The following is a 23,440-nucleotide window of genomic DNA, read 5'->3' as shown; positions in this document are numbered from 1 at the left end:
GCATGCGATGCCGAGGGTGACCCCGCGACGCGCACGAGGCGACAGGGACGGCGAGCGATGACGCAGAGCGGTGCAGAGCCGGTCCGGCAGCCGGAGTACCCGTTCGACCAGGCCGTCACCGCCCGCGCCGCAGTGGACGCGTCCGGAGTCGTCACCGACTGGAACGAGGGCGCGCGCCGGCTGCTGGGGTACGCGTCCGAGGAGATCGTCGGGAAGTCCGCCGCCTGCCTGCTGGCGCGCGGGCAGGCGGCGGTGCGGCCGCCGGAGGGCGCCACCCGGTGGAACGGCAGCGTCGTCCTGCGCCACCGCGACGGCAGCGAGGTACCGGTGCGGGTGCTGGCCCACCGCACCGATCCCGACATGACCTCGCGCGGCGAGTGGCTGCTGTTCAGCCGCCTGCCGCGGGACGAGCCGGAGGCGGCCGGACCGCTGGACGAGGTCCCCCGGTGGGCGTTCGCGCGCTCGCCCTGCCCGGTGGCGATCTACGACACCGAACTGCGGCTGCTGGCGGTGAACGCGGCGATGGCCGGGGTCATCGGGCTGCCCGAGGACGAGATCATCGGCCTGCGGATCCCGGAGATCGGCGGCAAACCGCAGAGCGCGGAACTCGAACAGCAGATGCTGCGGGTCCTGGCCACCGGTGAACGGCTCGACGTGGAGAGCTTCATGCGCACCGGGGGAGAGGCGCGCGAACACGCCTGGTCGGCGCACCTGACCCCGCTGGCCGACGACCACGGTGCCGTGCACGGGGTCTGCCTCACCGCCCACGACATCACCGAGACCTACCTCGGCCGGCGCCGGTTGCAACTGGTCAACGACGCGAGCGTGCGCATCGGCACCGCGCTGGACATCACCCGCACCGCCGAGGAGCTCGCTGAGGTGTGCGTGCCCGATCTGGCGGACTTCGTCACCGTGGACCTGCTCGACCTGCAGGACCGCGACGACACCGGCGAGACGGCGTCGGCGTCGGCGTCGGCGTCGTCCTCGGCCGACGTGGCGCTGCGGCGGGTGGCCCAGCTGTCCGTCACGCCCGGTTCGCCGGAGGCCGCGATCGACCTGGGGACCATGGGCGTCTACCCGCCGTCCTCCCCGCACGCCCGCTGCCTGGCCTCCGGCCGGCCGCTGTTCCACCCGATCCGGCCGCGGGACGCGCTCGGCTGGCCCGAGCCGCAGTCGGCGCAGGCCCGGGTGGTCGAGGAGCACGGACTGCACAGCGTGATGGCGGTGCCGATCCTGGCCCGCGGCGTCACCCTCGGCGTCGCCGTCTTCTACCGCCACCGGCACCCCGAACCCTTCGTCCCCGACGACGTCCTGCTCGCCGAGGAGATCACCGCGCGCGCCGCCGTGTGCATCGACAACGCCCGCCGGTTCACCCGCGAACGCGAGACCGCCCTCGCCCTGCAGCGCAGCCTGCTCCCGCAGTCGCTGCCGCGCCCCGCCGCCGTCGAGGTGGCCTCCCGCTACCTGCCGGCCGCGCCGCACACCGGCATCGGCGGCGACTGGTTCGACGTCATCCCGCTGTCCGGCCTGCGGGTCGCCCTGGTCGTCGGCGACGTGGTCGGGCACGGGATCCAGGCGTCGGCGACCATGGGGCGGCTGCGCACCGCGGTACGCACCCTCGCCGACGTCGACCTGCCCCCGGACGAACTGCTCACCCACCTGGACGACCTGGTCATCCGGCTGTCCCAGGAGTCCGACGTCGGCCAGCCCGCCGGCGACGTCGGAGCCACCTGCCTGTACGCGGTCTACGACCCGATCTCCCGCACCTGCGCGATGGCCGCGGCCGGCCACCCCACACCCGCGCTGGCGCTGCCCGACGGCACGGTCGAGTTCGTCGACATCCCGGTGGGCCCGCCGCTGGGCGTCGGGGGCCTGCCCTTCGAGGCCGTCGAGCGGGAGTTGCCCGAGGGCGCGCTGCTCGCCCTCTACACCGACGGGCTGATCGAGGACCGCTTGCGCGACATCGACGAGGGCCGCGCCGCGCTCGCCGACGCCCTCGGGCGCCCGGACGGCTCGCTGGACAGCATCTGCCGGCGGATCCTGGACAAGCTGGGCTCCGCCTCCGGCGCCCGCGACGACATCGCCCTGCTGCTGGCCAGGACCCGGGTCCTGGACGCCTCCCGGGTCGTCGACTGGGAGGTCGAGGCCGATCCGGCGGAGGTCTCCCGGATCCGCCACCTGGTCGCCGACCAGCTCGGTGCCTGGGGTCTGGACGAGTTGGTCTTCACCACCGAACTCGCCGTCAGCGAGCTGGTCACCAACGCGATCCGGCACGCCACCCCGCCGATCCGGCTGCGGCTGATCCACGACGCCACCCTGATCTGCGAGGTCTCCGACTCCAGCAGCACCGCTCCGCACCTGCGCCGGGCCCGCACCTACGACGAGGGCGGCCGCGGCCTGCTCCTGGTCGCCCAGCTCACCCAGCGCTGGGGCAGCCGCCACCACGCCACCGGCAAGACCATCTGGGCCGAACAACTCCTGCCGCCGGTCGCGGACTGACCGGCGCCGCCCGGCCGCCATCCGCCGGTCGCGGACCGGACGCCTGCCGTACCGCCGCATGATCCGGACACGGGGCGGATCGACACGTACCTTGTCGAATGACAGGGACATGATATTCCGGCGCATCTCCCCGAAAGGATCCGTCCGTGACCCACTCCCACCGGCGGCGGTTCACCCCCACGCTGCTCCGCCGCGCGTCCATGGCCTGCGCCGCCGCGCTCGCCGTGGTGCTCGCTGCGGCCGGTCCGGCGCCCGCGCAGCCCAGCGGCTGGTCGAGCTCCTTCAACAACCTGACGGCACAGACGCGTTCGGACTGGATGGGCCAGGTCCCGGACGCGACCAGCCTGGGCAGCATGTCCATCCCCGGCACCCACGACACCCTCGCCATCCACGGCGGCAGCCTGCTGCCGGACTCCTACGAGGCGCAGGAGGACCACGGCGACAGCGCCGCCACCCTCACCGCGCAGCTGGACGCCGGGATCCGGTCGATCGACATCCGGGTCCGGGTCACCGGCGGCGCCTTCGCCATCCACCACACCACGATCTATCAGAACGCCAACTTCGACGACGTGCTGACCAAGGCTCAGGCCTTCCTGTCCGCGCACCCCAGTGAGACCGTCCTGATGGACCTGCACGGCGAGTGCGACGCGGACTCCACCGAGGGCGGCAGCGGCACCGCCTCCATCGGCCACTGCGCCGACGACCCGTCGAACACCACCGCGGCCCAGCGGATCAGCATCTTCGAGGGCTACGTGGCCAGGTACCCCGGCCTGTTCTACGCGCCCAGCGTCACCGGCAGCAGCACCGCGGACCTGCCCACGCTCGGCCAGGCGCGCGGCCACATCGTGCTCACCGACTTCACCGGCCCGCGCGGCGAGGTCTACGGCGGCTACGGCCTCACCCAGCTGACCACCGGCAACTGGGGCTCGTACGTCGAGAACGACTACACGCAGTGCGACACCACCAGCAAGTGGAACGAGGTGCAGGCCAACCTGGTCGCCGCGAACAACGACGGCTCCGGCGCCCTCTACACCACCTACACCTCCTCCAACTGCGCGCCGTTCGGCTCCAACCCGGCCCAGGTCGCCGCGAACGAGAACCCGCTGCTGCTGAACTACCTCAACGCGGGCAACGCGGCGCGCACCGGCGTGGTGAAGATGGACTACCCCGGATACGCGCTGGTCACGGCCATCGTCAACCGCAACCCCGGGGTGAGCTTCAGCGGGGCGCTCGCCTCGGGCATCAGCGGCAAGTGCCTGGACGCCGCCTACGACGGCACCAGCAACGGAACCGTCGTCGACCTCTACACGTGCAACGGCACCGCCGCCCAGACCTGGACCCCGCAGTCCGACGGCACGCTGCGCATCAACGGCCTCTGCCTGGACGTCATCGGCGGCGGGACCAGCAACGGCACCAAGGTCGACCTCTGGTCCTGCACCGGCGGCTCGAACCAGCAGTGGACCGCGACCGAGTCCGGCGCACTGGTCAGCGCCCAGTCCGGCCTCTGCCTGGACGACCCCGGCGCCACCAGCACCGACATGACCCAGCTGGAGATCTGGAGCTGCCACAGCACCAACGGCCAAGTCTGGACCCTACCCTGATCCCGTTGCCCTGATCCGTCGCCTACCTGCTCGGGCAGTGGGTGTCGGGTGAGCGTTTGTAGCTGGTGCCGATGCTGACCGTGCCCGCTGCGGGCACGGTCAGCCGGGTCCAGGAGCCGCTGGGGGTCAGGCATCCGCTGCCCGGGCCGAGTACGGACAGCCAGGGTGACCAGGCGATCCGGACGAGCGCGGTTCCGGCCGTGGAGAAGTGCAGGGTCAGCTCGGCCTGGCCCGCCTCGACCACGGTCGCCGGCGCGCCGGCCATCGGTGTCGCGTCCACGACCCGGTACAGCTTCCAGTGCGCGTCGCTCCAGACCGGGTCGAGCCACGGCTGCCCGGCGGCGACGATGCGGCTCTCGGCGGCGGAGGCGTAGTCGAAGCGCGTCGCAGGCAGGACGGGGAGGACGACGTAGCCGACGGCCCAGTTCCCCAGCCAGGCACGGTACTCGGCGCTGTCGAGGGTGCCGTCGTAGAAGAGCGGATTGCGGGTGAGATCGGCCTGCCGGTTCCAGCCCCGGGCCAGTTCCACGGTGTTCGCCAGGCTCGACGCCTCGACGTGGGATGCGGTTCCGACGATCTCCACCCGGCCCCGGTCCGCGTCCAGCAGGGCCAGTTCGGCGGCCAGGGGCTTGGCGTACTGGGTCCAGCCGTCGGCGGGCACGGTGAGGGCCAGGTCGGTGATCGGCTGGACGGTCTGCCAGGACAGTGCCAGCGCGAAGGCGATCCACAGTGCGCGGGCCCGCCGTCCCGTGCTGGCCCGTGCCGCGGCCAGCAGCAGCGCGGCTGCGAACAGCAGGGCGAGCCGCTCCACGTTGCTGCCTATGGGCGAGGGGATCAGCAGGGTCAGCAGGTTGCCCAGGGCGTAGGTCCAGGCCCCGAGTCTGACGGCGCGCCAGGACCGCGGTGCGAGCAGCGCCAGTGGCAGGGTGGTCGCCAGTACCAGGGTGAGCTGGAACCAGAGGTAGGGCTGCACGCCGTAGAAGGGGAACAGGACGGCGGTGGTCGCCACGACCAGCGGTGGTCCGGCGGCCAGCGAGACGGCGGCCGTCCGTCTTCCGGTCAGGAACAGGGCCGGTGCGATGGCCAGCAGGAACAGTCCGTCCACGGGGCTGGCCAGGGTGGCCAGGACCGCGAGTAGGCCGGCGACGGCGGCTGTGCGTCGGGGCCTGGCGACCGTCTCGTGGACCAGCACGACCGCAGCGAGCGCCAGCACCGTGCCGACTGCGAAGGTGATGCGTCCGGACACCGTGTTGCAGGACAGTGCGAGCGCCCCGCACAGGGCCGGCAGCAGCGGTCGGCGGACGCCCGAGCGCATCAGCAGCCGGGCCAGGAGCGCCGCGGCGAGGGTCCCGGCTGCCACCCCGGTGCCGCGCACCCCGAGCACGTCCATCAGGTAGGGGGTGAGCACGCTGTAGGAGGCGGGGTGCATGCCCCCGTACCAGGAGAGGTCGTAGGCCGACCCGGGGTGGGCCGAGGCGAACTGCGCCCAGGCGTACTGGGCGGCCAGGTCGCCCCCGTTGGTCGCCAGGAACAGGGCCCAGAGGAGCTGGAGCACGGCGGCGAGGACCGTGGCTGCCACGATCGGATGGCGCAGCCAGGACCGTACCTGGGAGCGGGCTGGTCGACGGCGGCCCGGGTTCGCCTTCGGCGGGGTGGCCGGGAGTGCGCGCCCCGGCCGGTCGGCGGGCGCCGGGGGCGGACCCGGGTGGGGGAGGGGCAGGACGTGCAGGCTCTGCGGTGTCACCAGGACCAGCCCCGTCCGGCGGTGTTGTGCATCAGGGCCAGGAACGTGGTGGCCGCCAGCAGCACCCACAGCAGCGGATTCCTGCGGGGGAGCAGGGCGGCGCAGAGCCAACTGGTCGCGGAGTACCAGGGCATGGCCCACGGGGCGGCCAGCACCCAGGCCAGGGTCAGCACGAACACCATCGCGACCAGCGGCGAGGCGGATGCGGGCGCCGGGAGCCGCAGATGCAACCGCCAGGCTATGGCGGCGGTCGCGGCCGGCCAGCCGAGGCTGATCGCGGCCCCGGTCGCGGCCGCGCCGACGAGGGGGTCGCCGAGGTGGCGCAGCGCCTGCCACAGCGAGGGGACGGAGACCAGGTGGGCGGCGGCGCCCAGCGGGGCGAGGGCGTGCATCCCGTAGCCGGAGTACAGCAGCAGCACGGTGCACAGCGTGGCCGCGCACTGCCGGAGCACCCGTGCCCAGGCGCGCTCGCGCACCAGGACCAGCACCAGGCCGGCCCCGACCAGCCCGGCGCTGATCTTCAGTCCGCAGGCCAGCCCCAGCAGGATGCCGGTGGTGGCGTCCGCCCGCCAGGTGCCCGGTCCGCGGGCTCGCACCAGGGCCGCGAGGCAGAGACCGGCCACAAAGGTGTCCAGGTGGCCGCCGGCGACCAGTTGGCCGATCAGCAAGGGATTGGCCACCCACAGGACGGCGGCGCGGCTGCTGTCCTCGGCCGTGCGCACCAGCAGCAGTCCGGTGACCAGGAACGCGGCGGCGTTGGCGAGCATCAGCAGCCAGATCGTCAGCCAGGCCCGGTCGCCGCCGACGGTCGCGGCGGCCTGCTGGATCCAGGTCGCCAGCGGCCCGTAGACGGAGGAGGTGTGCAGCCAGCTGGGACTGACCAGGTCCGCGTAGCGGCTGCCGAGGGACGCCGGGTCGGCGCGGTAGGGGTCAGCGCCGAGGGCGGCCAGGCGTCCGTAGGCGGCGTAGCTGGCGACATCGCCCGAGCCGGTGGGTGCCAGGGAGCTGCAGAGCAGCACCGCGGCGGTGCCGGCTGCGAACAGGTGGGCCACCCGGGGGCGCCAACCGCGGCGCAGTCCCAGGAGCATGCCCAGCAGGCCCAGTGCCTGCGCGGCTATGGCGCCGCACATCACCCTGGTGGACAGGGCCGCCGACAGCGGAGGCAGGACGGACAGCGGCAGGCGCACCGCGACCGTGTGGTCGTTGGGCGCACCGGCTCCCGCCAGCGCCAGCAGCAGCACGCCGAGCACCGAGAGGGTGACCGCGACCACAGGCGTGGCCAGCACGCCCGCCAGGGCTGCTGCCGCGGCCCGGGCGGTGACGGGCGATGCGGTCGGTCGTACTGCGGTCAAGGCCTGCCGGAGCTGGATGGCTGTCCCCTTCGTCTGTCGGACGCGCGACCTTCGACGACCGCATGAATCGATTGCCCCCGCCAGGAATCTAGGGGGCGAGCGTGAGAGAAGATCTTGGTTTCGGGTATGACGTCTACAAGAATGTAGACGGTCGCGGATGGGGTCGGCGACCCACCCCCCGGACCTGGTGGTGCGTCAGTTTCAGCAGATCGTGGTGCGGCCGTGAAGAGTGATCGAGGATGGGTAGGAGAAGCGCTTCGACGATGCGGCCGACCGACGAGGAGACCACCCATGAAGTTCACCGACGGCTACTGGCTGATGCGGCCGGGGGTCACCGCGCGCTACGCCGCCGAGGTCGCCGAACTGCGTGCGGACGAGCACCGGTTGACGCTGTTCGCGCCGGTGAAGCGGACGGTCCGGCGGGCCGACACGCTGAACAGCCCGCTGCTCACGGTGGACTGCTGGTCGCCGGCCGAGGGCGTCATCGGCGTCCGGGTCACCCACCACGCCGGCGCGCTGCGTCCGGGCCCGGAGTTCGAGCTGCCGGGCGCCGACCCGCGGGAGAGCGTCGGCAAGGTGGTCCGGGACGGCTCGGTGGTCGAGCTCAGCTCGGGCGAGCTGGGCCTGCGGGTGGACACCGAGGGCCCCTGGCAGCTCGACTTCACCGCCGGCGGCCGGGTGCTGACCTCGATCGGGGCCCGCGGCACCGGTTTCGTCACCGACGCCGAGGGCCGGCACTTCATGCTCGGTCAGCTCTCCCTGGGCGTCGGCGAACTGGTCTACGGCCTGGGCGAGCGCTTCACCGCGTTCACCAGGAACGGCCAGAGCGTCGACATCTGGCAGGCCGACGGCGGGACCAACAGCGAGCAGGCCTACAAGAACATCCCGTTCCACCTGACCAACCACGGCTACGGGGTCTTCGTGAACCACCCCGGCCGGGTCGGCTACGAGGTCGGCTCCGAGACCGTGAGCCAGGTCCAGTTCAGCGTCGAGGACCAGCAGCTGGAGTTCTTCGTCATCCACGGCCCGGACCCCAAGCAGATCCTGGCCCGCTACACCGCCCTGACCGGCCGTCCGGCGCTGCCCCCGGCCTGGGCGCTGGGCCTGTGGCTGTCCACCTCCTTCACCACCGACTACGACGAGGCGACGGTCAACCGCTTCCTCAGCGGCATGGCCGAGCGCGAGATACCGCTCAGCGTGTTCCACTTCGACTGCTTCTGGATGCGCGGCTACCAGTGGAGCGACTTCAGCTGGGACGCCGACACCTTCCCCGATCCGGTGGGGATGCTGGCCCGGCTGAAGCAGCAGGGACTGCGGGTCTGCGTCTGGATCAACCCCTACATCGCGCAGAAGTCCGTGCTGTTCGAGGAGGGCATGCGCGAGGGCTACCTGGTGCGGCGCGCCGACGGCAGCGTCTGGCAGTGGGACACCTGGCAGGCCGGCATGGCCCTGGTCGACTTCACCAACCCGGCCGCCGCCCGCTGGTTCACCGACAAGCTGCGGGTGCTGCTGGACCAGGGCGTGGACTGCTTCAAGACCGACTTCGGCGAGCGCATCCCCACCGACGTGGTCTGGCACGACGGCTCCGACCCGGAGCGGATGCACAACTACTACACCCAGCTCTACAACCGCACCGTCTTCGACCTGCTCAGGGAGGAGCGCGGCGAGGGCGAGGCGGTTCTGTTCGCCCGCTCCGCCACCACCGGGGGCCAGCAGTTCCCGGTGCACTGGGGCGGCGACTGCGAGTCCACCTTCAGCGCCATGGCCGAGTCGCTGCGCGGCGGACTGTCCCTGGGCCTGTCCGGGTTCGGCTTCTGGAGCCATGACATCGGCGGCTTCGAGGGCACCCCCACCGAGGCGCTGTTCAAGCGCTGGGTGCAGTTCGGACTGCTGTCCTCGCACAGCCGGCTGCACGGCAGCAGGTCCTACCGGGTGCCCTGGGACTACGGCGACGAGGCGGTGGCGGTCACCCGCGACTTCACCCGGCTCAAGCACCGGCTCGCCCCCTACCTGCAGCGCGCCGCACAGCAGGCGCACGCCTGCGGCACACCGGTGATGCGCGCGATGGTGCTGGAGTTCCCCGACGACCCGGCCGCGGCCACCCTGGACCGGCAGTACCTGCTGGGCGACGACCTGCTGGTCGCCCCGGTGTTCAGCGAGGACGGCACGGTGCAGTACTACGTGCCGCAGGGCACCTGGACCAACGTCCTGACCGGCGATCAGGTCACCGGCCCGCGCTGGGTGCGCGAGACCCACGGCTTCGCCACCCTCCCGCTGCTGGCCCGCCCCGACTCGGTGATCCCCTTCGCCGCCGACGACAGCCGTCCCGTCTCGGACTGGGCCGACGGGGTGACCCTGCGGGTGCACGCCTTCGCCGACGGCGCGGAACGCACCGTCTCCGTCCCCGACCCGGAGGGCACCGGCCAGGCCGCCGGCTTCCAGGTCCGCCGCCAGGGGGACGTGCTGACGATCGGCACCGACAGCCCGCTGCTCTGGAACGTCCAGCTCGGCGGCCCGACCGGCCCGCTGCACCGGGCCCCGGCCGGAACCCGGGAACTCACCCTGCCCTGGCCCGACGGCGGCACCGCCGGGTAGAGCGGGGCGGCGCTAGCCGCTTCTGGAGCGCTCCAGCGCCAGCAGGGCCAGCCACAGTTCCCCGCGGTCGACCGTGGTGGCCAGTGAGAGCCCCGTCAACTCCTCGATCTGGGACAGCCGGTAGCGCACCGTGTTGCGGTGGACGAAGAGCTGCTCGGCGGTGGCCTGCACCGATCCGTCGGTGGCCAGATAGCGGCGCAGGGTGCCGACGAGGTCGGCCCGGTGCTCGGCGTCGAAGCGCAGCAGTGGCTGCAGGATCCGGTCGCTCAGCTGCCGCACCGCGGGGGACAGCGGTGAGAGCAGCAGGTCGGCGAGGCGTGGCCGGGTCCCGGTGTGGACGCCCACGCCCCTGCTGATCGCCGCCCTGGCCTCCAGGTAGCCCTCCTGGACCCCGCGCGCGCCGGCGCCCGGTGCGCTCAGGCCGACGGCAGCGGTGGCGCCGCGCACCGGGTCGCGGCGCAGGGCCTCCCACAGGGTCTTGGCGTGGATCTCGGCGGCCTGCTGGCTCTCGCCGTCCTCGGGGTGCTCGGGCAGGAGCACCAGCAGGTGGCCCTCGACCACCGCGGACAGCGGCTGGGTCGCACGCCCGTCCGGGAGTTCGCCGAACTGCGGCATCGACCAGGCGAGATGGCTGAGTCGGCGGCGGCTCTCCGGCTCGTGTCCGGGTCTGCGGTCGGTCCACTGCCCCAGCAGGACGTGGTGGCGCCGGGCCGGATCGACGCCGTGCACCGCGAGCAGCCGGTCCGCGGCGCCGCCGTCCAGGGTGCCGTTGACCACCTCGCCCAGCAGCCGCCCCAGCAGGCCGCGGCGTCCGGCCACGAACGACAGCCGCCGGGCCAGTTCCAGGGCGACCAGCCTCGCGGCGTAGTGCAGCGGCTCCGGCTGCTCGCTGCGGCCGGCGAGCAGCCAGGCCACCACCACTCCGTCGACCTCCACCTGGAGCCGGTGTTCCGGTGCGGCAGGCAGCGATCCGGCCAGTGCGCCGCCGTCGGCGGCCAGCAGCGCGGTCGGTGCGCCGATCTCGCGGCTGAGCGTCCGTAGCAGCTGCTCCAGGGCGTCACCCGCGAGGACCGCCTGGGTGAGCCGGTCGTGCGCCTCGACCAGCCGGCCCTGCTCGGTGAGCCGTTCCGCGGCGATGCGCTCGGCGACATGGCGGCCGAGCGCGATGAACGGGGTCTGGTAGGGGACTTCAAGCACCGGGAGCCCGCACTCCCGGGCGGCGGCCAGCAGGGCGCGGGGGACGGCGGTGTGGCTCAGTCCGGTGCCGAAACCGATGCCGGATCCGCCGGCCCCGGCGATCCGCGCGGCGAAGGCGCTCTGGGCCGCGGCGGTGCGCAGCCGCAGCCCGGTGGTGAGCAGCAGCTCACCGCCGTTCATCCACGGTGTCGGGTCGGCCAGCTCGGACGCCGCGGCCCAGCTGACCTGCCGGTCCAGGCCGCCGTCCCCGGTACAGCAGCGCAGGGCCAGCCCCTCGATGTCGAGGAGGTCACGCAGACGCACGGGCATGGCGCGGACTGTATGCGTGCACAACGGCGGCCGGGAAGTCCGTGCGGCCATCCATAGCCGAATTGTCATCTGGGTTCATAGGTTTTGCCATCACCAGCCGCCACCCGACCCCGAGGACCAGCGTGACGGACAGCCCACCTCCCAGCACCGGCGCATCCGCAGCCGGTCCACCAGTCCCGTCCGCGGTCGCCCTGTCTGGGGTGACCAAGGCCTTCGGTGCCGTTCGCGCCGTCGACGGCATCGACCTGGAGATCAGGGCCGGCGAGTTCTTCTCGATGCTCGGCCCCTCGGGGTCGGGCAAGACCACCGTGCTGCGCATGATCGCCGGCTTCGAGGAGCCGACCGGCGGGCGGGTGCTGCTCGGCGGCACGGACGTCACCCGGCTCGCGCCCTTCGACCGCGACGTCAACACCGTCTTCCAGGACTACGCCCTGTTCCCGCACCTGTCGGTACGTCAGAACGTGGAGTACGGCCTGAAGGTGAAGCGCGTCCCCAGGGCCGAGCGCACCCGGCGGGCCGCCGAGGCGCTGGCCGCCGTGCGGCTGGAGGACTTCGCCGCCCGGCGGCCCGCCGAACTGTCCGGTGGCCAGCGCCAGCGCGTCGCCCTGGCCCGGGCGCTGGTCAACCGGCCCTCGGTGCTGCTGCTGGACGAGCCGCTGGGCGCGTTGGACCTCAAGCTGCGCCTGGAGATGCAGATCGAGCTCAAGCAGATCCAGCGCGAGGCCGGGATCACCTTCGTCTTCGTCACCCACGACCAGGACGAGGCGCTCACCATGAGCGACCGGATCGCGGTCTTCAACGCGGGACGCATCGAGCAGGTGGGCACCCCGGCCGAGGTGTACGAGCACCCGGCGACCGAGTTCGTCGCCGGTTTCGTGGGCACCTCCAACCTGCTCCAGGGCGACGCGGCGGCCCAGGTGTTCGGTGAGCCGGGCCTCTACTCGGTGCGCCCCGAGAAGATCCGGATCACCCACCCCGACGATCCCGCCGGACCCGACGAGTGCTCGGCCCCGGGAACGATCGTGGAGGTCGTCTACGCCGGGGCGCTGACCCGCTTCGTGGTCGACCTCGAAGCCGGCGGCCGGCTGGTCGCCCTGCGGCAGAACGTCGAGGAGTCCAGCACCGACGTGGCCCGGCACCGCGGCTCCACGGTCCTGCTCGCCTGGCAGCGCCGGCACACCGTCCGGCTCAGCGCCCGCCCCGGCAACACCACGCCGAACGACAACCCACAGTGAGGGCATCCATGAACGCCTACCGTTCCCCCAGATCCCGGACCGTGCGCGGGCTGGTCGTCGCGTCGACCCTGCTGCTCGCCGCCGCCTGTTCGGCCACACCGACCAGCAGCGGAGGGACGACTTCCACCGCCGGCTTCACACCGCCGAACATCCCCATGCAGAAGTCGCTGGGCCCCGGCGAGGGCGTGGTCAACATCGTGGCCTGGGCCGGCTACGTCGAGTACGGCCAGGACAGCAAGACCGTGGACTGGGTCTCCGCCTTCACCAAGCAGACCGGCTGCAAGGTCAACGTCAAGGTCGCGGGCACCTCCGACGAGATGGTCGCGCTGATGAAGACCGGCCAGTACGACACCGTCTCGGCCTCCGGCGACGCCACCCTGCGACTGATCGCCGGCGGCAACGTGGCCCCGGTGAACACCGCCCTGGTGCCCAACTACGCCGACATCTACCCGGCACTGAAGAACCAGCCGTGGAACTCGGTCAACGGCGTCGCCTACGGCATCCCGCACGGGCGCGGCGCCAACCTGCTGATGTACAACACCGCCAAGGTCACCCCAGCCCCCACCTCCTGGTCCGCGGTGTTCTCACCCAGCTCGCCCTACACCGGGCACATCACCGCCTACGACGACCCGATCTACATCGCCGATGCCGCGCTGTACCTGATGAAGACCAAGCCCGAACTGGGCATCAAGAACCCCTACGCACTCACCCAGGCCCAGCTGACCGCCGCGACCGACCTGCTCAAGGTCCAGAAGCAGCAGGTCGGTTCGTACTGGAGCGACTACACCAAGGAGCAGGCCGCCTTCGACTCCGGGGACGACCTGCTCGGCACCACCTGGGAGGTCATCCAGCAGGCCGTGGCCGCCGACGGCAAGGTGAAGACCAAGGCGATCCTGCCCAGCGAGGGCGCCACCGGCTGGTCCGACACCTGGATGATCGCGGCCAAGGCCGCACACCCCAACTGCGCCTACCAGTGGATGAACTACATCGTCTCGCCCAAGGTCAACGCCGAGGTGGCCGAGTACTTCGGCGAGGCGCCGGCCAACTCCAAGGCCTGCGCGCTGATCACCGACAACCCCAGCTTCTGCGCCGACTACCACGCCGCCGACGAGAGCTACTGGAAGAACGTCTACTACTGGAACACCCCGACCAAGCTCTGCCTGGACGGCAGCGGCAAGAACGACTGCACCACCTACGCCCAGTGGGTCACCGCGTGGAACGAGATCAAGGGCTGATGACCCCACCCGTCCGCAGGCTGGCGGGGGCGCTGCACCGCCGCCCCCGCCTGCGCCTGGCAGCGCTGATCTCCGCGCCCATGGCCTGGCTCGCGCTGGCCTACCTCGGCGCGCTCGTGGTGCTCCTGGTCTCCGCCTTCTGGACGACCAACGAGTTCACCTCCAACATCGACTACCTCTGGAACACCGACAACTTCCGTACGGTGCTCACCGATCCGCTCTACCGCAACGTCGCCCTGCGCACGCTGGGCATCGCCGCTGCGGTGACGCTGATCGACGCCGTGATCGCCTTCCCGATGGCCTTCTACATGGCCAGGGTGGCCAGGCCGCGCAGCCGTCGCCTGCTGCTGGTGGCGGTGCTGACCCCGCTCTGGGCCGGGTACCTGGTCAAGGCCTACGCCTGGTGGGTGATGCTCAGTCACGGCGGCGTCATCGACTGGATCGCCGCGCCGTTCGGCGGAGGTTCGCCCGGCTTCGGGATACCGGCAGTGGTGATCGTGCTGTCCTACCTGTGGCTTCCGTACATGATCCTTCCGTTGTACACGGCCTTCGAGCAGTTGCCGGACAGCCTGCTCGCCGCCTCGGGGGACCTGGGCGCCAGGCCCTGGCGGACCTTCGTGGGGGTGGTGCTGCCGCTGGTCAAGCCGGCGGTGATCGCCGGCTCGATCTTCACCTTCTCGCTGAGCCTGGGCGACTACCTCACGGTGCAGATCGTCGGCGGCACCACGCAGATGCTCGGCAACGTCATCGCCTCCAACGTCACGCTCAACCTGCCGCTGGCCGCGGCCGTGTCCTGCGTGCCGGTACTGATCATCGTCGGCTACCTGCTCGCCGTGCGCCGCACCGGCGCACTCGACAACCTGTGAGGGGAGAAACCGGATGGAACTGTCCCGTGGCGCCCGGGTCGCCCTGCGGCTGGCCATGGCGCTGGGGCTGGCCGTCATCTACGTGCCGCTGGCGCTGGTGCTGGTCAACTCCTTCAACGCCTCGCGCTCCTTCGCCTGGCCGCCCTCGGGGCTCAGCACCCGCTGGTGGACGGCGGCCTGGCAGGAGACCGGGCTGCGTGAGGCCCTCTACACCTCGCTCAAGGCCGGGCTGGGGGCGACCGCGATCGCCGTGGTGCTCGGCACCATGGCGGCCTTCGCGGTCACCCGGTACCGGTTCTTCGGCAGGCAGGCGGTCTCCTTCCTGCTGATCCTGCCGCTCGCCCTGCCCGGGATCGTCACCGGGATCGCCCTGAACGCGGCGTTCCGTACCGTGCTCACGCCGCTCGGAATCGGCTTCGGGCTGTTCACCGTGGTCGTGGGCCACGCGACCTTCTGCATCGTGGTGGTGTTCAACAACGTGGCCGCCAGACTGCGGCGGCTGGCACCCACGGCCGAGGAGGCGTCGGCGGACCTGGGCGCGCACACCTTCCAGACCTTCTGGTACGTCACCCTGCCCGCCGTGCGCAGCGCGCTGTTCGCCGGCGCTCTGCTGGCGTTCGCGCTGTCCTTCGACGAGATCGTGGTCACCACCTTCACCGCGGGACCCGGGACGCAGACCCTGCCGCTGTGGATCTTCGACAATCTGGCCCGTCCCGACCAGGGTCCGATCGTGGACGTCGTCGCGGCGCTGCTGATCGTGCTGTCGATCGTTCCGGTCTACCTGGCGCAGCGGCTGTCGGGGGAGGTGCTGCGCTGACCGGCGCCGGGTGCCCGGCAGCGGTTCAGGGTCCGGTCACCGGCCGGGTCACCAGGGACAGCGGGATCGCCCCGCAGGGGTGCAGCCGCAGTTCGCCGCGGGCCGCGGCGGCGACCGGGTCGCGGACCAGCGAGCCGGCCAGCTGGGTGGCGCTGTTGGAGGCGGCGACCCGGCCGCGCGGGTTGACCAGGAAGGCGGCACCCTCGATGCGACGCAGGGCCGGGCCGACCGCGTCCTCGAAGTGCCGGAGGTAGACGTCGGCGGCCGCCACTCCGGCGAAGACGCCGTTCACGAGCACCGGTGCGGCCAGGGTCAGGCTGTACTCGTCGGAGCACAGGTAGTCGACGTAGGGCCCGGAAACGGAGCGCTCTCCGGTGTCGCGGGGGAGGGCGTACCAGTCCCAGTGGGTGTAGTCGGAGTAGGCGGAGGTCCTCGGGTCCAGGTCCAGCAGCATCGGCCGGACGCTGCCGTCCGCGTGCGTCTGCCACCACTCCAGCCAGGCCGGGACGTCGGTGAGCAGCCCGGGCGCGGCGACGAAGCCCGCCCCCGACACCAGCCCCCTGTCCCGGGCAAGCCGGGCGCGCAGCAGCGGCCGCAGCCCGGCCAGGTCGGCCGAGACCGGACCGCGGCCACGCCCGCCGATCCGCGCCACCAGCTCCTGCGACCTGCCGCGGATCTCCTCCACCGCCGCGAACACGGTCTCCAGCATGTCGCTGACCTGGGCGACGGCGTCGGTCACAGCACGGTCGACGACCTCCTGCGAACGGGTCTCGCTCACGATGCCCGTGCCCCCTTCAGCCTCAGTTCGATCAGCCGTCGCACTCCACCGTGGATGTGTTCCTCGGCCACGCCGCGGGCCCGCGCCGGGTCGGCGGCCCCGATGGCGTCGAGCAGTTGGCGGTGCTGCCGGTCGGCGGTCCCGTGCGCCTCGTCGTCGGCGAACGGGAGGCTGAGCAGCGGCCCGATCTCGGTCTGCAGCCGGATCTCCTCGCGGGTGAGCCTGGCCGACTGGGCGGCCGCGGCGAGCTCGACGTGCAGCCGGCCGTCGATGCGGGCGCGGGCGGTCGGGTCCTGGGCGTCGGCGAAGTCCTGGAGCGAGCGCCGGGGTGCGTCCAGGTCGGGGGAGTCGGCCCGCTCGGCGGCGAGCCGGGCGATGCCCCCGGCGACGGCAGCGTAGTGGTCGGCCAGATCGCGCAACTCCTCGACGGTGTGCGCGAGCAGACGCTGGGTCAGGCGTTCGTTCAGGGTGTCGGCGGGGGCGCGGACGAAGGTCCCGCCGCCGCGGCCGCGCCGGGTCGCGACCAGGCCCTGCTGCCGCAGTGCCATCAGCGACTCGCGCAGGGTCACCGTGGCGACGCCCAGCTGTCCTGCCAGGTCGCTCTCGCCGGGCAACTGCTCGCCGTCGACCAGCAGGCCGAGCACGATGGCGTCCCCCAGGCGCCGGGCCACCGCCTCGACCCGGGCCTCGGTGTCGAGCGGTGCGAAGACAGCGCGACGGGCCGCACTGGATAGACGGTTCACGGCTGCCTCAGTCGTCCCTTCGCCACGGATCCTGCCGACCAGCATTCCATCACGAAACAGATTCACAGCACAGAACCATTGCCATATGAACTATGGCTTCATAGGTTTTGCCCCGCGCTCCTCCCCGGTAGCGCTCTCCCCCTGAGAAGCACCATGCGAAAGGCACGATCCGCCGATGTCACTCGCACCATCCGGCACCAAGGGCACACAGCACGATGCCCAGGACGCCGCCGATGCAGCCCAACTCGCCTCCCTCGGCTACACCCAGAAGCTGACCCGCGCGCTGGGACTGTGGTCCAACTTCGCCGTCGGCTTCACCTACCTGTCCCCATTGGTCGGCGTCTACTCGGTCTTCGACTACGGACTCGCCACCGGCGGTCCCTCGTTCTTCTGGACCATCCCGCTCGTGCTGGTCGGACAGGGCCTGGTGCTGCTGGCCTTCGCCGAGGTCTCCTCGCAGTACCCGCTGGCCGGCGGCATCTACCAGTGGGCCAAGCGCCTGGTCGGCCCCAAGTACGCCTGGATGTCCGGGTGGATGTACACCTGGGCGCTGCTGGTCACCATCACCTCGGTGGCCTACCCGATCACCACCTACGCGGGACCACTGCTCGGCTACGCCGTCACCGACACCAACCGGATCATCACCACGGTCGTGGTGATCCTGCTCTGCGCGGTGGTGAACCTGCTCGGGGTCCGCCGACTGGCCTTCGTCGCCAACATCGGTGTTGCCGCCGAGGTGGTGGGAACCGTCGGCATAGGTCTCTACCTGCTGCTGTTCCACCACAAGCAGAGCATCACCGTCATCATGCACACCTCCGGCGCGGGCGCCACCGGCGGCTACACCGGCGCCTTCCTGGCCTCCTGCCTCTTCGCGGTGTGGATCTTCTACGGCTTCGAGGCCTGCGGCGACATCGCCGAGGAGGTCAAGGACCCCTCCCGCAAGGTCCCCCGTGCGATGGGCATGACGCTGGGCGTCGGCGCGGTCGCGACGGTGATCCTCACCCTCGGCCTGGTCCTGGCGGTCCCGGACTTCGGAGCGGTCGTCAGCGGCAAGGCCGCCACCCCCCTGGAGGACGTGCTGGCGGCCTCGCTGGGCAGCGTGGGCAGCAAGTTCGCGCTCACCATGATCGTGATCGGTTTCGTCTCCTGCACCCTGGCCATCCAGGCCGCGGCCACCCGCCTGGTCTACTCCTACGCCCGCGACGGCGTGATCGTCGGCCACCGGACCCTGTCCAGGCTGCATCCCACCTTCCACATGCCCCCGGCGGCCACCGCCGTGACCGCGATCATTCCGGCCGGGCTCGCCTTCCTGCCCTCCGCCACGGTCACCCGGGTCATCACCTTCTCGGTGGTCGGCATCTACGTCGGCTTCCAGTCGGTGGTACTGGCCTCGATCATCGGCCGCGCCAAGGGCTGGAAGCCCGCAGGCTCGTTCACGCTGGGCCGCTGGGGCTGGCCGGTCAACATCGCAGGCCTGCTCTACGGCGTCACCGCGATCGTGGTCCTGTCCATCAAGACCCCGCCCAACGGCACCACCTTCTTCGAACGCTGGCTGGTCCCGCTCTCGGTCGGCATCGTCGCCGCCGTCGGCCTGCTGTACCTGGCGGTCTTCCGGCCCAAGGAACACATCGCCCAGGAGGACCGCGCGAACTGAACCAGGCGTTCCCGGCGGGGCTCCCGGAGACCCGACGGTCGGACCCGGCGTCAGATGCTCATGCCGCCGTCCACGCGCAGGGCGGTCCCGGTGACGAAGCGGGAGTCGGGGCCGGCCAGGTAGAGCACCGAGGCGGCGATCTCCTCCGCGGAGGCGTGCCGGCGCAGCGGGATCAGCTGCTCGAACGCGGAGGCGGCGGCGGCCGGCGGCAGCCCGGTCGCCGCGGTCTCGATCGCGGCCTGGAACGGGGTCTCGGTGGGTCCGGGGTGGATGGTGTTGACCCGGATGCCGCGGGCGGCGGCCTCCTTGGCGGCCGTCCGCGCCAGGCCGACCTGGGCGTGCTTGGCGCTCGCGTAGCCGGCGATGCCCGGATCCGAGGTGAGGCCGACGACGCTGGAGTTGATGATGACGCTGCCGCCGTCGGCCAGCACCGGCAGGGTGTGCTTGAGCACCAGGAACGCGCCCAGCACGTGCACGTCCAGGACCCGGCGGAACGCCTCGGTCGGGTACTCGGTGATCGGCGCGACCGGACCGCTGACACCGGCGTTGCTGAACACCACGTCCAGGCCGCCGAAGCGCTCCAGCGCGGTGCGCACGGCGGCCCGGACGGCGCTCTCGTCGGTGACGTCGGCGACCGAGCAGGCCGCGCGCTCGGTGCCGAGCTCGGCCACGGCGGCGCGCAGCCGCTCCCGGTCCAGGCCGACCAGGTGGACCAGCGCGCCCTCGGCGCTGAACAATCGGGCGGTCGCCAGGCCGATGCCGCTCTCGCCGCCGGTGATCAGTGCCACCTTGCCCCTGAGCCGGTCCATCCGGGTACCCCGCTCTCCGCTCTCGGCTCTCCGCTCGCGCCGCCGGTCACCCCGCGAATCCGGCGTTCATCGACACGCTCAGCGCCTGCTGGGTCAGCCGCTCGCCGCTGAGCTCGTCGACGATCCGTCCGCGCTGGAGGACCAGCACACGGTCGCACAGCTCGACGAGTTCGGACAGGTCCGTCGAGGCGACCAGGACGGCTCTGCCCTCTCTGCCCTCGTCGGCGAGGGCGCGGATGACGGCGTGCATCTCGGCGCGGGCACGGATGTCGACGCCTCGGGTCGGATCGTCCAGCAGCATGACCGAGGGGTCGGTGTCGAGCCACTTGGCGAACACCACCTTCTGCTGGTTGCCGCCCGACAGCTCGCCGGTCCTGCGGTGCACGCCGCCGTCCACGCGCAGGCTCCGGGCGCTGCGGGCGGCCCGGTCCACCAGTGCGCGGCGGTGCAGCAGCAGACCGCCGCGGTGCAGGCCGAGCCAGCTCACCGAGGTGATGTTCTCCCAGACCGGCCGGTCCAGCATCAGTCCGTAGCGCTTGCGGTCGCTGGGGACGAACGCGACCCCATGCCCGGTCGCCTGCCGCAGCGAACGCGGCGCGACCCCGCCGGGCAGCCGCACGCTGCCGGACGCCGGTCGGGCCCGGCCGCCGGTGACCTCCAGGACCGTGAGGTGACCGGCGCCCTGAAGCCCCGCCAGACCGACGACCTCGCGGCGGCGCGCGGTCAGCGAGACGCGGTCCAGCCGGCCGGGGACGGTCACCGAGTCCAGGACCACGGCGGCCGCGCCGGGTTCCCGGGCCGGGCCGGAAGCGGGTGCGGGTGCGGGCGCGGCACGGGGTTCGGGCGCGGCGTGTTCCTCGCCGAGCATCGCGGTCACCAGGGCGGCCAGGTCCACCGTGGCGATCTCCGCGCCGCCGAGGGTGACCCGGCCGTCGCGCAGCACGGTCACCCGCTGCGAGAACCGCAGCACCTCCTCCAGGTAGTGCGAGATGTAGAGGACCGCGATGCCCCGGCCGCGGGTGCGCAGCAGCACGGCGGCCAGCCTGTCCACCGCCTCCTTGGGGAGCGCCGAGGTGGGCTCGTCCAGGATGAGCACCCGTGGTTCGGTCAGCAGCGCCCGGCAGATCTCCAGCAGTTGACGGTCGGCCAGGTCGAGGTCCCCGGCCCTGGTGTCCAGCCGTAGCCGCAGCCCGAGCTCGTCCAGGACCGGCCGGGCGCGCCGTTCGGCCTCGGCGTTGCTGGTCAGCCCGGCGCGGCGGGGCAGGCCGTGCGGGAAGAGGTTCTCCGCGACGCTGAGGTCGCCGAAGATCGCGAGCTCCTGCGAGACCAGGGCGACGCCGGCGGCCGAGGCCTGCCGGGAGGTGGCGAAGGCGACCTCCCGGCCGTCGAGCAGCACCCGTCCGGTGTCCGGGCGCACCACCCCGGAGAGGATCTTGACCAGGGTCGACTTGCCGGCCCCGTTCTCGCCGACCAGGGCGTGCACCTCGCCGGCGCGCAGCGTGATCCCCGCCTCGGCCAGGACGGGGATCCCGTCGTAGCGCTTGCCGACGGCGGTGGCGGCCAGCACCGTCCGGGGCGGGTGCGGCGGCACCGGGGGAGGGCCGACGTGCTCAGCGGGCATCGGACAGGGGCTTCAGGTTGGCGGCGACATCGCCGAGCAGCGAGTCGATCTGGGACTTGTACCAGCTGTAGGCGGCCTGCGCGGAGGTCTCGCGCTGGATGATGGCGTCGACGTTGGACTGGTCCACCACCAGTCCCGGGGTCTCGAACCAGCCCTGGGGCAGGCTCTTGTGCTGCTTCACCGCGTCGATCAGCAGGGTGGTGGCGATGTACCCCTTGAGGAAGTGCTCCGGGTCGATGGTGACGAAGTCGAGTCCGGCCTTGACGTCCTCCAGTGTCTTGGCGTCCACGTCCATGCCGGCGACCAGGTAGCTGCCCTTCTCCTGCTGCTTGATCCTGGCGAGGTCGTAGGAGTCCGCGTCGCCGACGCCCAGGAAGGCCAGCGCGTGCGGCTGCGCGTGCACCTGGGAGAGCCAGGCGCTGTAGTTCTGCGCCGGGTCGCTGTAGGTCTGGAACGGGCCGAGCACGGTGATCCCCGGTGCCTTGGCGTTCAGGGTGTCCTTGATGCCCTTGGCCCGGGAGTCCAGCACCGGGGTGCCCGGGTTGGGTTCGCCGACGACCACGGTGCCGTGCGGGTCGGTGCCCAGCCGCTTGAGGGTCTCCTGGGCGAGCTCCACCCCGAGCTGGTAGTTGTCGTTGCCCACGTAGAAGGTGACGCCGGAGCCCGGGGTGGGCGAGGTGTCCAGGGCCACGATCGGCACGCCCTTGGCTACCGCCTGCGCGGCGGGGCGGGTGAAGATCGGCGGGTCCAGGTTCTCCAGCACCACGCCGTCGTGGGCGGTGCTGGTCAGGCTGGTGAAGAGCTGCTGCTCGGCGGGGCCGTCGGTGTTCGGCGGGCCGACCGCGGTCCAGTCGACCCCGCCGGCGTGGTCGGCCGCCGACTGCGCGCCGAGCACCATCTCGTGGGCGAAGTTGAGGCTGATGTTGGCGACCGCGATGCCCATCTTCAGCTTGGCGCCGGAGCCTGCGCCGGAGCCGGAGCCGGCGGAACTGCCGCCGCCGGCGCTGCCGCTGGAGCACGCGCTCAGCACGAGCGCCGCCGCGGCGGCTGCGGCCAGGGCCGCGGACCTGCGGGTCGGGCGGCCCCGAAGGTGCGGGTCGGTGCGTCTCACGTCACTTCTCCTGTCCTGCGGTGGGTCGGATGGTGTCGGTGCGTCAGGCGGACCGGCGGAACAGCCGGGAGACCACCGCGGCCGCGCCCTGTTTCAGCCCCACTCCGCGCGAGCGGCGCAGCGCGCTGTCCAGCGCCACGGCCAGCAGGATCACCGCGCCGGTGGCGAAGGTGGTCCAGTTGATCGGGACCTGGAAGAAGACCAGGGCGGCGGCGACCACGGAGAGGATCAGCGAGCCGAACACCGCGCCGGGCACCGAGCCGCGCCCTCCCGCCAGCGAGGTGCCGCCGATGATGCAGGCGGCGATCGCGGTCAGCTCGTAGCCCTGGCCCACGGTCGGGTCACCGGCGATGAAGAACGCCAGCGCCAGCGCCCCGGCGACGCCGGACATCAGACCGGTCAGCGCCAGCGCCTTGATCCGGGTCCGGGTGATCGGCAGACCGCTGAACCGCGCCGCTTCCGGGTTCGAACCGATCGCCCTCACCTGGGCACCGAACCGGGTCCGGGTCAGCACCACGGTGAACACGATCAGGGCGACCAGCAGCACCCACACCGAGGTCGGCACCGAGAGCACGGTGCCGCCCAGGACCGTGAAGAACGAGTTGCCGGCCGGCAGATTGCTGATCTGCCGCCCGTCGGCCAGTGCCAGCGCCATCCCGCGGTAGAGCATCGCCGTCCCCAGCGTGACGATGAACGAGGGGATCTCCAGGACCGTGGTGACCAGTCCGTTGAACGCGCCGAGCAGGGCCGCCAGCGGCAGGGTGACCAGCAGCGAGAGCCAGGGATCGGTGCCGTCGCGGATCAGCACCGCGCCGACCACCAGGCACAGCGTGTAGGTGCCGCCCACGGACAGGTCGACCTCGCGCATGGCCAGTGCGAAGACCATCCCGACCGCCATCAGGCCCACGTACGAGGAGTTCTGAGCGATCGACAGCAGGTTGTCCTTGTGCACGAAGGCGGGGTGCGCGATCCCGGCCGCGGCGACGAGCAGGACCAGTACCAGACTCACACCGAGCTCGTCGCGCATCAGGCGGCGGCGCCAGGCCCGTCCCCGGGGCCCCGCGCCGTGCGAACGGTCCGCCGTGCTCTCCTCGGCGGTGACCGGCTGGGTCATGGCGACTGCTCCTGTCGGCGCGACGGCTGGCGGGACGGCTGATGGGATGTCAGGTGTGATGCCAGGTGGGCTGGCTGGAAGGCTGCGCCGGGTTCGGTGCGGGGGCAAGGAACACGTTCCACTGGACGGAATGCCGAGCTTGTGCACCCGGACCGGCGGG

17 protein-coding genes are annotated in these 23,440 nt (G+C 72.1%); 8 read left to right on the top strand and 9 right to left on the bottom strand.

Features of this window, described 5'->3' with window-relative positions:
* Positions 1-57 precede the first annotated feature (57 nt).
* Positions 58-2,499: a SpoIIE family protein phosphatase gene (locus IF29_RS0119840; RefSeq protein WP_030256611.1), complete on the top strand. Its 2,442-nt coding sequence runs from the start codon at positions 58-60 to the stop codon at positions 2,497-2,499.
* 146 nt (positions 2,500-2,645) lie between these two features.
* Entirely contained in the window at positions 2,646-4,100 is a 1,455-nt protein-coding gene (locus IF29_RS44450) for a phosphatidylinositol-specific phospholipase C domain-containing protein (RefSeq protein WP_063757539.1), read from the top strand.
* A gap of 22 nt (positions 4,101-4,122) precedes the next feature.
* On the opposite strand, the gene IF29_RS0119825 is transcribed toward IF29_RS44450, so the two are convergent.
* Both IF29_RS0119825 and IF29_RS0119820 read right to left on the bottom strand, forming a co-directional pair.
* On the bottom strand, positions 4,123-5,679 hold the full coding sequence (locus tag IF29_RS0119825; RefSeq protein ID WP_198037511.1) for an MFS transporter: 1,557 nt from the start codon (positions 5,677-5,679) through the stop codon (positions 4,123-4,125).
* A gap of 161 nt (positions 5,680-5,840) precedes the next feature.
* Positions 5,841-7,196, bottom strand: coding sequence for an MptA/MptB family glycosyltransferase (locus IF29_RS0119820; protein WP_157623834.1), 1,356 nt, complete (start codon positions 7,194-7,196; stop codon positions 5,841-5,843).
* A 291-nt stretch (positions 7,197-7,487) separates the two neighbouring features.
* Between IF29_RS0119820 and yicI the strand changes: the two genes are divergently transcribed.
* Positions 7,488-9,791, top strand: coding sequence for an alpha-xylosidase (gene yicI, locus IF29_RS0119815; RefSeq protein WP_030256604.1), 2,304 nt, complete (start codon positions 7,488-7,490; stop codon positions 9,789-9,791).
* A 12-nt stretch (positions 9,792-9,803) separates the two neighbouring features.
* Here the strand turns inward: yicI and IF29_RS43730 are convergent, their stop codons facing one another.
* A complete protein-coding gene (locus tag IF29_RS43730; RefSeq protein ID WP_051725536.1) occupies positions 9,804-11,297 on the bottom strand; it encodes a helix-turn-helix domain-containing protein in 1,494 nt (497 codons plus the stop codon).
* Between the two features lie 200 nt (positions 11,298-11,497).
* On the opposite strand from IF29_RS43730, the gene IF29_RS0119805 reads away from it, so the two are divergent.
* The 4 genes from IF29_RS0119805 to IF29_RS0119790 are packed head-to-tail and all read left to right on the top strand — an operon-like array spanning position 11,498 to position 15,450.
* Complete coding sequence (locus tag IF29_RS0119805) at positions 11,498-12,532, top strand: ABC transporter ATP-binding protein (RefSeq protein ID WP_232242214.1); 1,035 nt, start codon at positions 11,498-11,500, stop codon at positions 12,530-12,532.
* 8 nt (positions 12,533-12,540) lie between these two features.
* On the top strand, positions 12,541-13,767 hold the full coding sequence (locus tag IF29_RS0119800) for an ABC transporter substrate-binding protein (RefSeq protein WP_030256599.1): 1,227 nt from the start codon (positions 12,541-12,543) through the stop codon (positions 13,765-13,767).
* Positions 13,767-14,633, top strand: a complete 867-nt coding sequence (locus IF29_RS0119795) for an ABC transporter permease (RefSeq protein ID WP_030256597.1) — start codon at positions 13,767-13,769, stop codon at positions 14,631-14,633. Before IF29_RS0119800 ends, IF29_RS0119795 begins: the two co-directional genes overlap by 1 nt.
* 13 nt (positions 14,634-14,646) lie before the next feature.
* A complete protein-coding gene (locus IF29_RS0119790) occupies positions 14,647-15,450 on the top strand; it encodes an ABC transporter permease (protein ID WP_030256594.1) in 804 nt (267 codons plus the stop codon).
* Between the two features lie 25 nt (positions 15,451-15,475).
* On the opposite strand, the gene IF29_RS0119785 is transcribed toward IF29_RS0119790, so the two are convergent.
* Together IF29_RS0119785 and IF29_RS0119780 are read right to left on the bottom strand one after the other, a co-directional pair.
* A complete protein-coding gene (locus tag IF29_RS0119785) occupies positions 15,476-16,159 on the bottom strand; it encodes a cache domain-containing protein (RefSeq protein ID WP_084714639.1) in 684 nt (227 codons plus the stop codon).
* A gap of 65 nt (positions 16,160-16,224) precedes the next feature.
* Entirely contained in the window at positions 16,225-16,971 is a 747-nt protein-coding gene (locus IF29_RS0119780) for a FadR/GntR family transcriptional regulator (protein ID WP_030256590.1), read from the bottom strand.
* A gap of 175 nt (positions 16,972-17,146) precedes the next feature.
* Here IF29_RS0119780 and IF29_RS0119775 point away from each other — a divergent pair, with 175 nt between their 5' ends.
* Positions 17,147-18,625, top strand: coding sequence for an amino acid permease (locus IF29_RS0119775; protein ID WP_030256588.1), 1,479 nt, complete (start codon positions 17,147-17,149; stop codon positions 18,623-18,625).
* A gap of 50 nt (positions 18,626-18,675) precedes the next feature.
* On the opposite strand, the gene IF29_RS0119770 is transcribed toward IF29_RS0119775, so the two are convergent.
* The 4 genes from IF29_RS0119770 to IF29_RS0119755 are packed head-to-tail and all read right to left on the bottom strand — an operon-like array spanning position 18,676 to position 23,280.
* Positions 18,676-19,434: an SDR family NAD(P)-dependent oxidoreductase gene (locus tag IF29_RS0119770; protein ID WP_030256586.1), complete on the bottom strand. Its 759-nt coding sequence runs from the start codon at positions 19,432-19,434 to the stop codon at positions 18,676-18,678.
* 46 nt (positions 19,435-19,480) lie between these two features.
* Entirely contained in the window at positions 19,481-21,055 is a 1,575-nt protein-coding gene (locus tag IF29_RS0119765; RefSeq protein ID WP_051725533.1) for a sugar ABC transporter ATP-binding protein, read from the bottom strand.
* Positions 21,045-22,166: a sugar ABC transporter substrate-binding protein gene (locus tag IF29_RS0119760; RefSeq protein WP_232242213.1), complete on the bottom strand. Its 1,122-nt coding sequence runs from the start codon at positions 22,164-22,166 to the stop codon at positions 21,045-21,047. Before IF29_RS0119760 ends, IF29_RS0119765 begins: the two co-directional genes overlap by 11 nt.
* 43 nt (positions 22,167-22,209) lie before the next feature.
* The gene (locus tag IF29_RS0119755; RefSeq protein ID WP_084714603.1) at positions 22,210-23,280 is read right to left on the bottom strand and encodes an ABC transporter permease; all 1,071 of its coding nucleotides are present in this window, start codon (positions 23,278-23,280) and stop codon (positions 22,210-22,212) included.
* Between the last annotated feature and the right edge of the window lie 160 nt (positions 23,281-23,440).

It is taken from the genome of Streptacidiphilus jeojiense, assembly GCF_000719095.1.
GTDB classification, from domain to species: domain Bacteria; phylum Actinomycetota; class Actinomycetes; order Streptomycetales; family Streptomycetaceae; genus Streptacidiphilus; species Streptacidiphilus jeojiensis.
The sequence above is the reverse complement of the archived record's forward strand: the minus strand, read 5'-3'. Positions and strand labels throughout refer to the sequence as shown.

Excerpts from the sequence above, each read along its gene's own strand:
- IF29_RS0119785 (WP_084714639.1), bottom strand. The coding sequence starts at position 16,159 with ATGCTGGAGACCGTGTTCGCGGCGGTGGAGGAGATCCGCGGCAGGTCG.
- yicI (WP_030256604.1), top strand. The coding sequence starts at position 7,488 with ATGAAGTTCACCGACGGCTACTGGCTGATGCGGCCGGGGGTCACCGCG.
- IF29_RS0119770 (WP_030256586.1), bottom strand. The coding sequence starts at position 19,434 with ATGGACCGGCTCAGGGGCAAGGTGGCACTGATCACCGGCGGCGAGAGC.
- IF29_RS43730 (WP_051725536.1), bottom strand. The coding sequence starts at position 11,297 with ATGCCCGTGCGTCTGCGTGACCTCCTCGACATCGAGGGGCTGGCCCTG.
- IF29_RS0119790 (WP_030256594.1), top strand. The coding sequence starts at position 14,647 with ATGGAACTGTCCCGTGGCGCCCGGGTCGCCCTGCGGCTGGCCATGGCG.
- IF29_RS0119800 (WP_030256599.1), top strand. The coding sequence starts at position 12,541 with ATGAACGCCTACCGTTCCCCCAGATCCCGGACCGTGCGCGGGCTGGTC.
- IF29_RS0119840 (WP_030256611.1), top strand. The coding sequence starts at position 58 with ATGACGCAGAGCGGTGCAGAGCCGGTCCGGCAGCCGGAGTACCCGTTC.
- IF29_RS0119755 (WP_084714603.1), bottom strand. The coding sequence starts at position 23,280 with ATGACCCAGCCGGTCACCGCCGAGGAGAGCACGGCGGACCGTTCGCAC.
- IF29_RS0119795 (WP_030256597.1), top strand. The coding sequence starts at position 13,767 with ATGACCCCACCCGTCCGCAGGCTGGCGGGGGCGCTGCACCGCCGCCCC.
- IF29_RS0119775 (WP_030256588.1), top strand. The coding sequence starts at position 17,147 with ATGTCACTCGCACCATCCGGCACCAAGGGCACACAGCACGATGCCCAG.
- IF29_RS0119765 (WP_051725533.1), bottom strand. The coding sequence starts at position 21,055 with ATGCCCGCTGAGCACGTCGGCCCTCCCCCGGTGCCGCCGCACCCGCCC.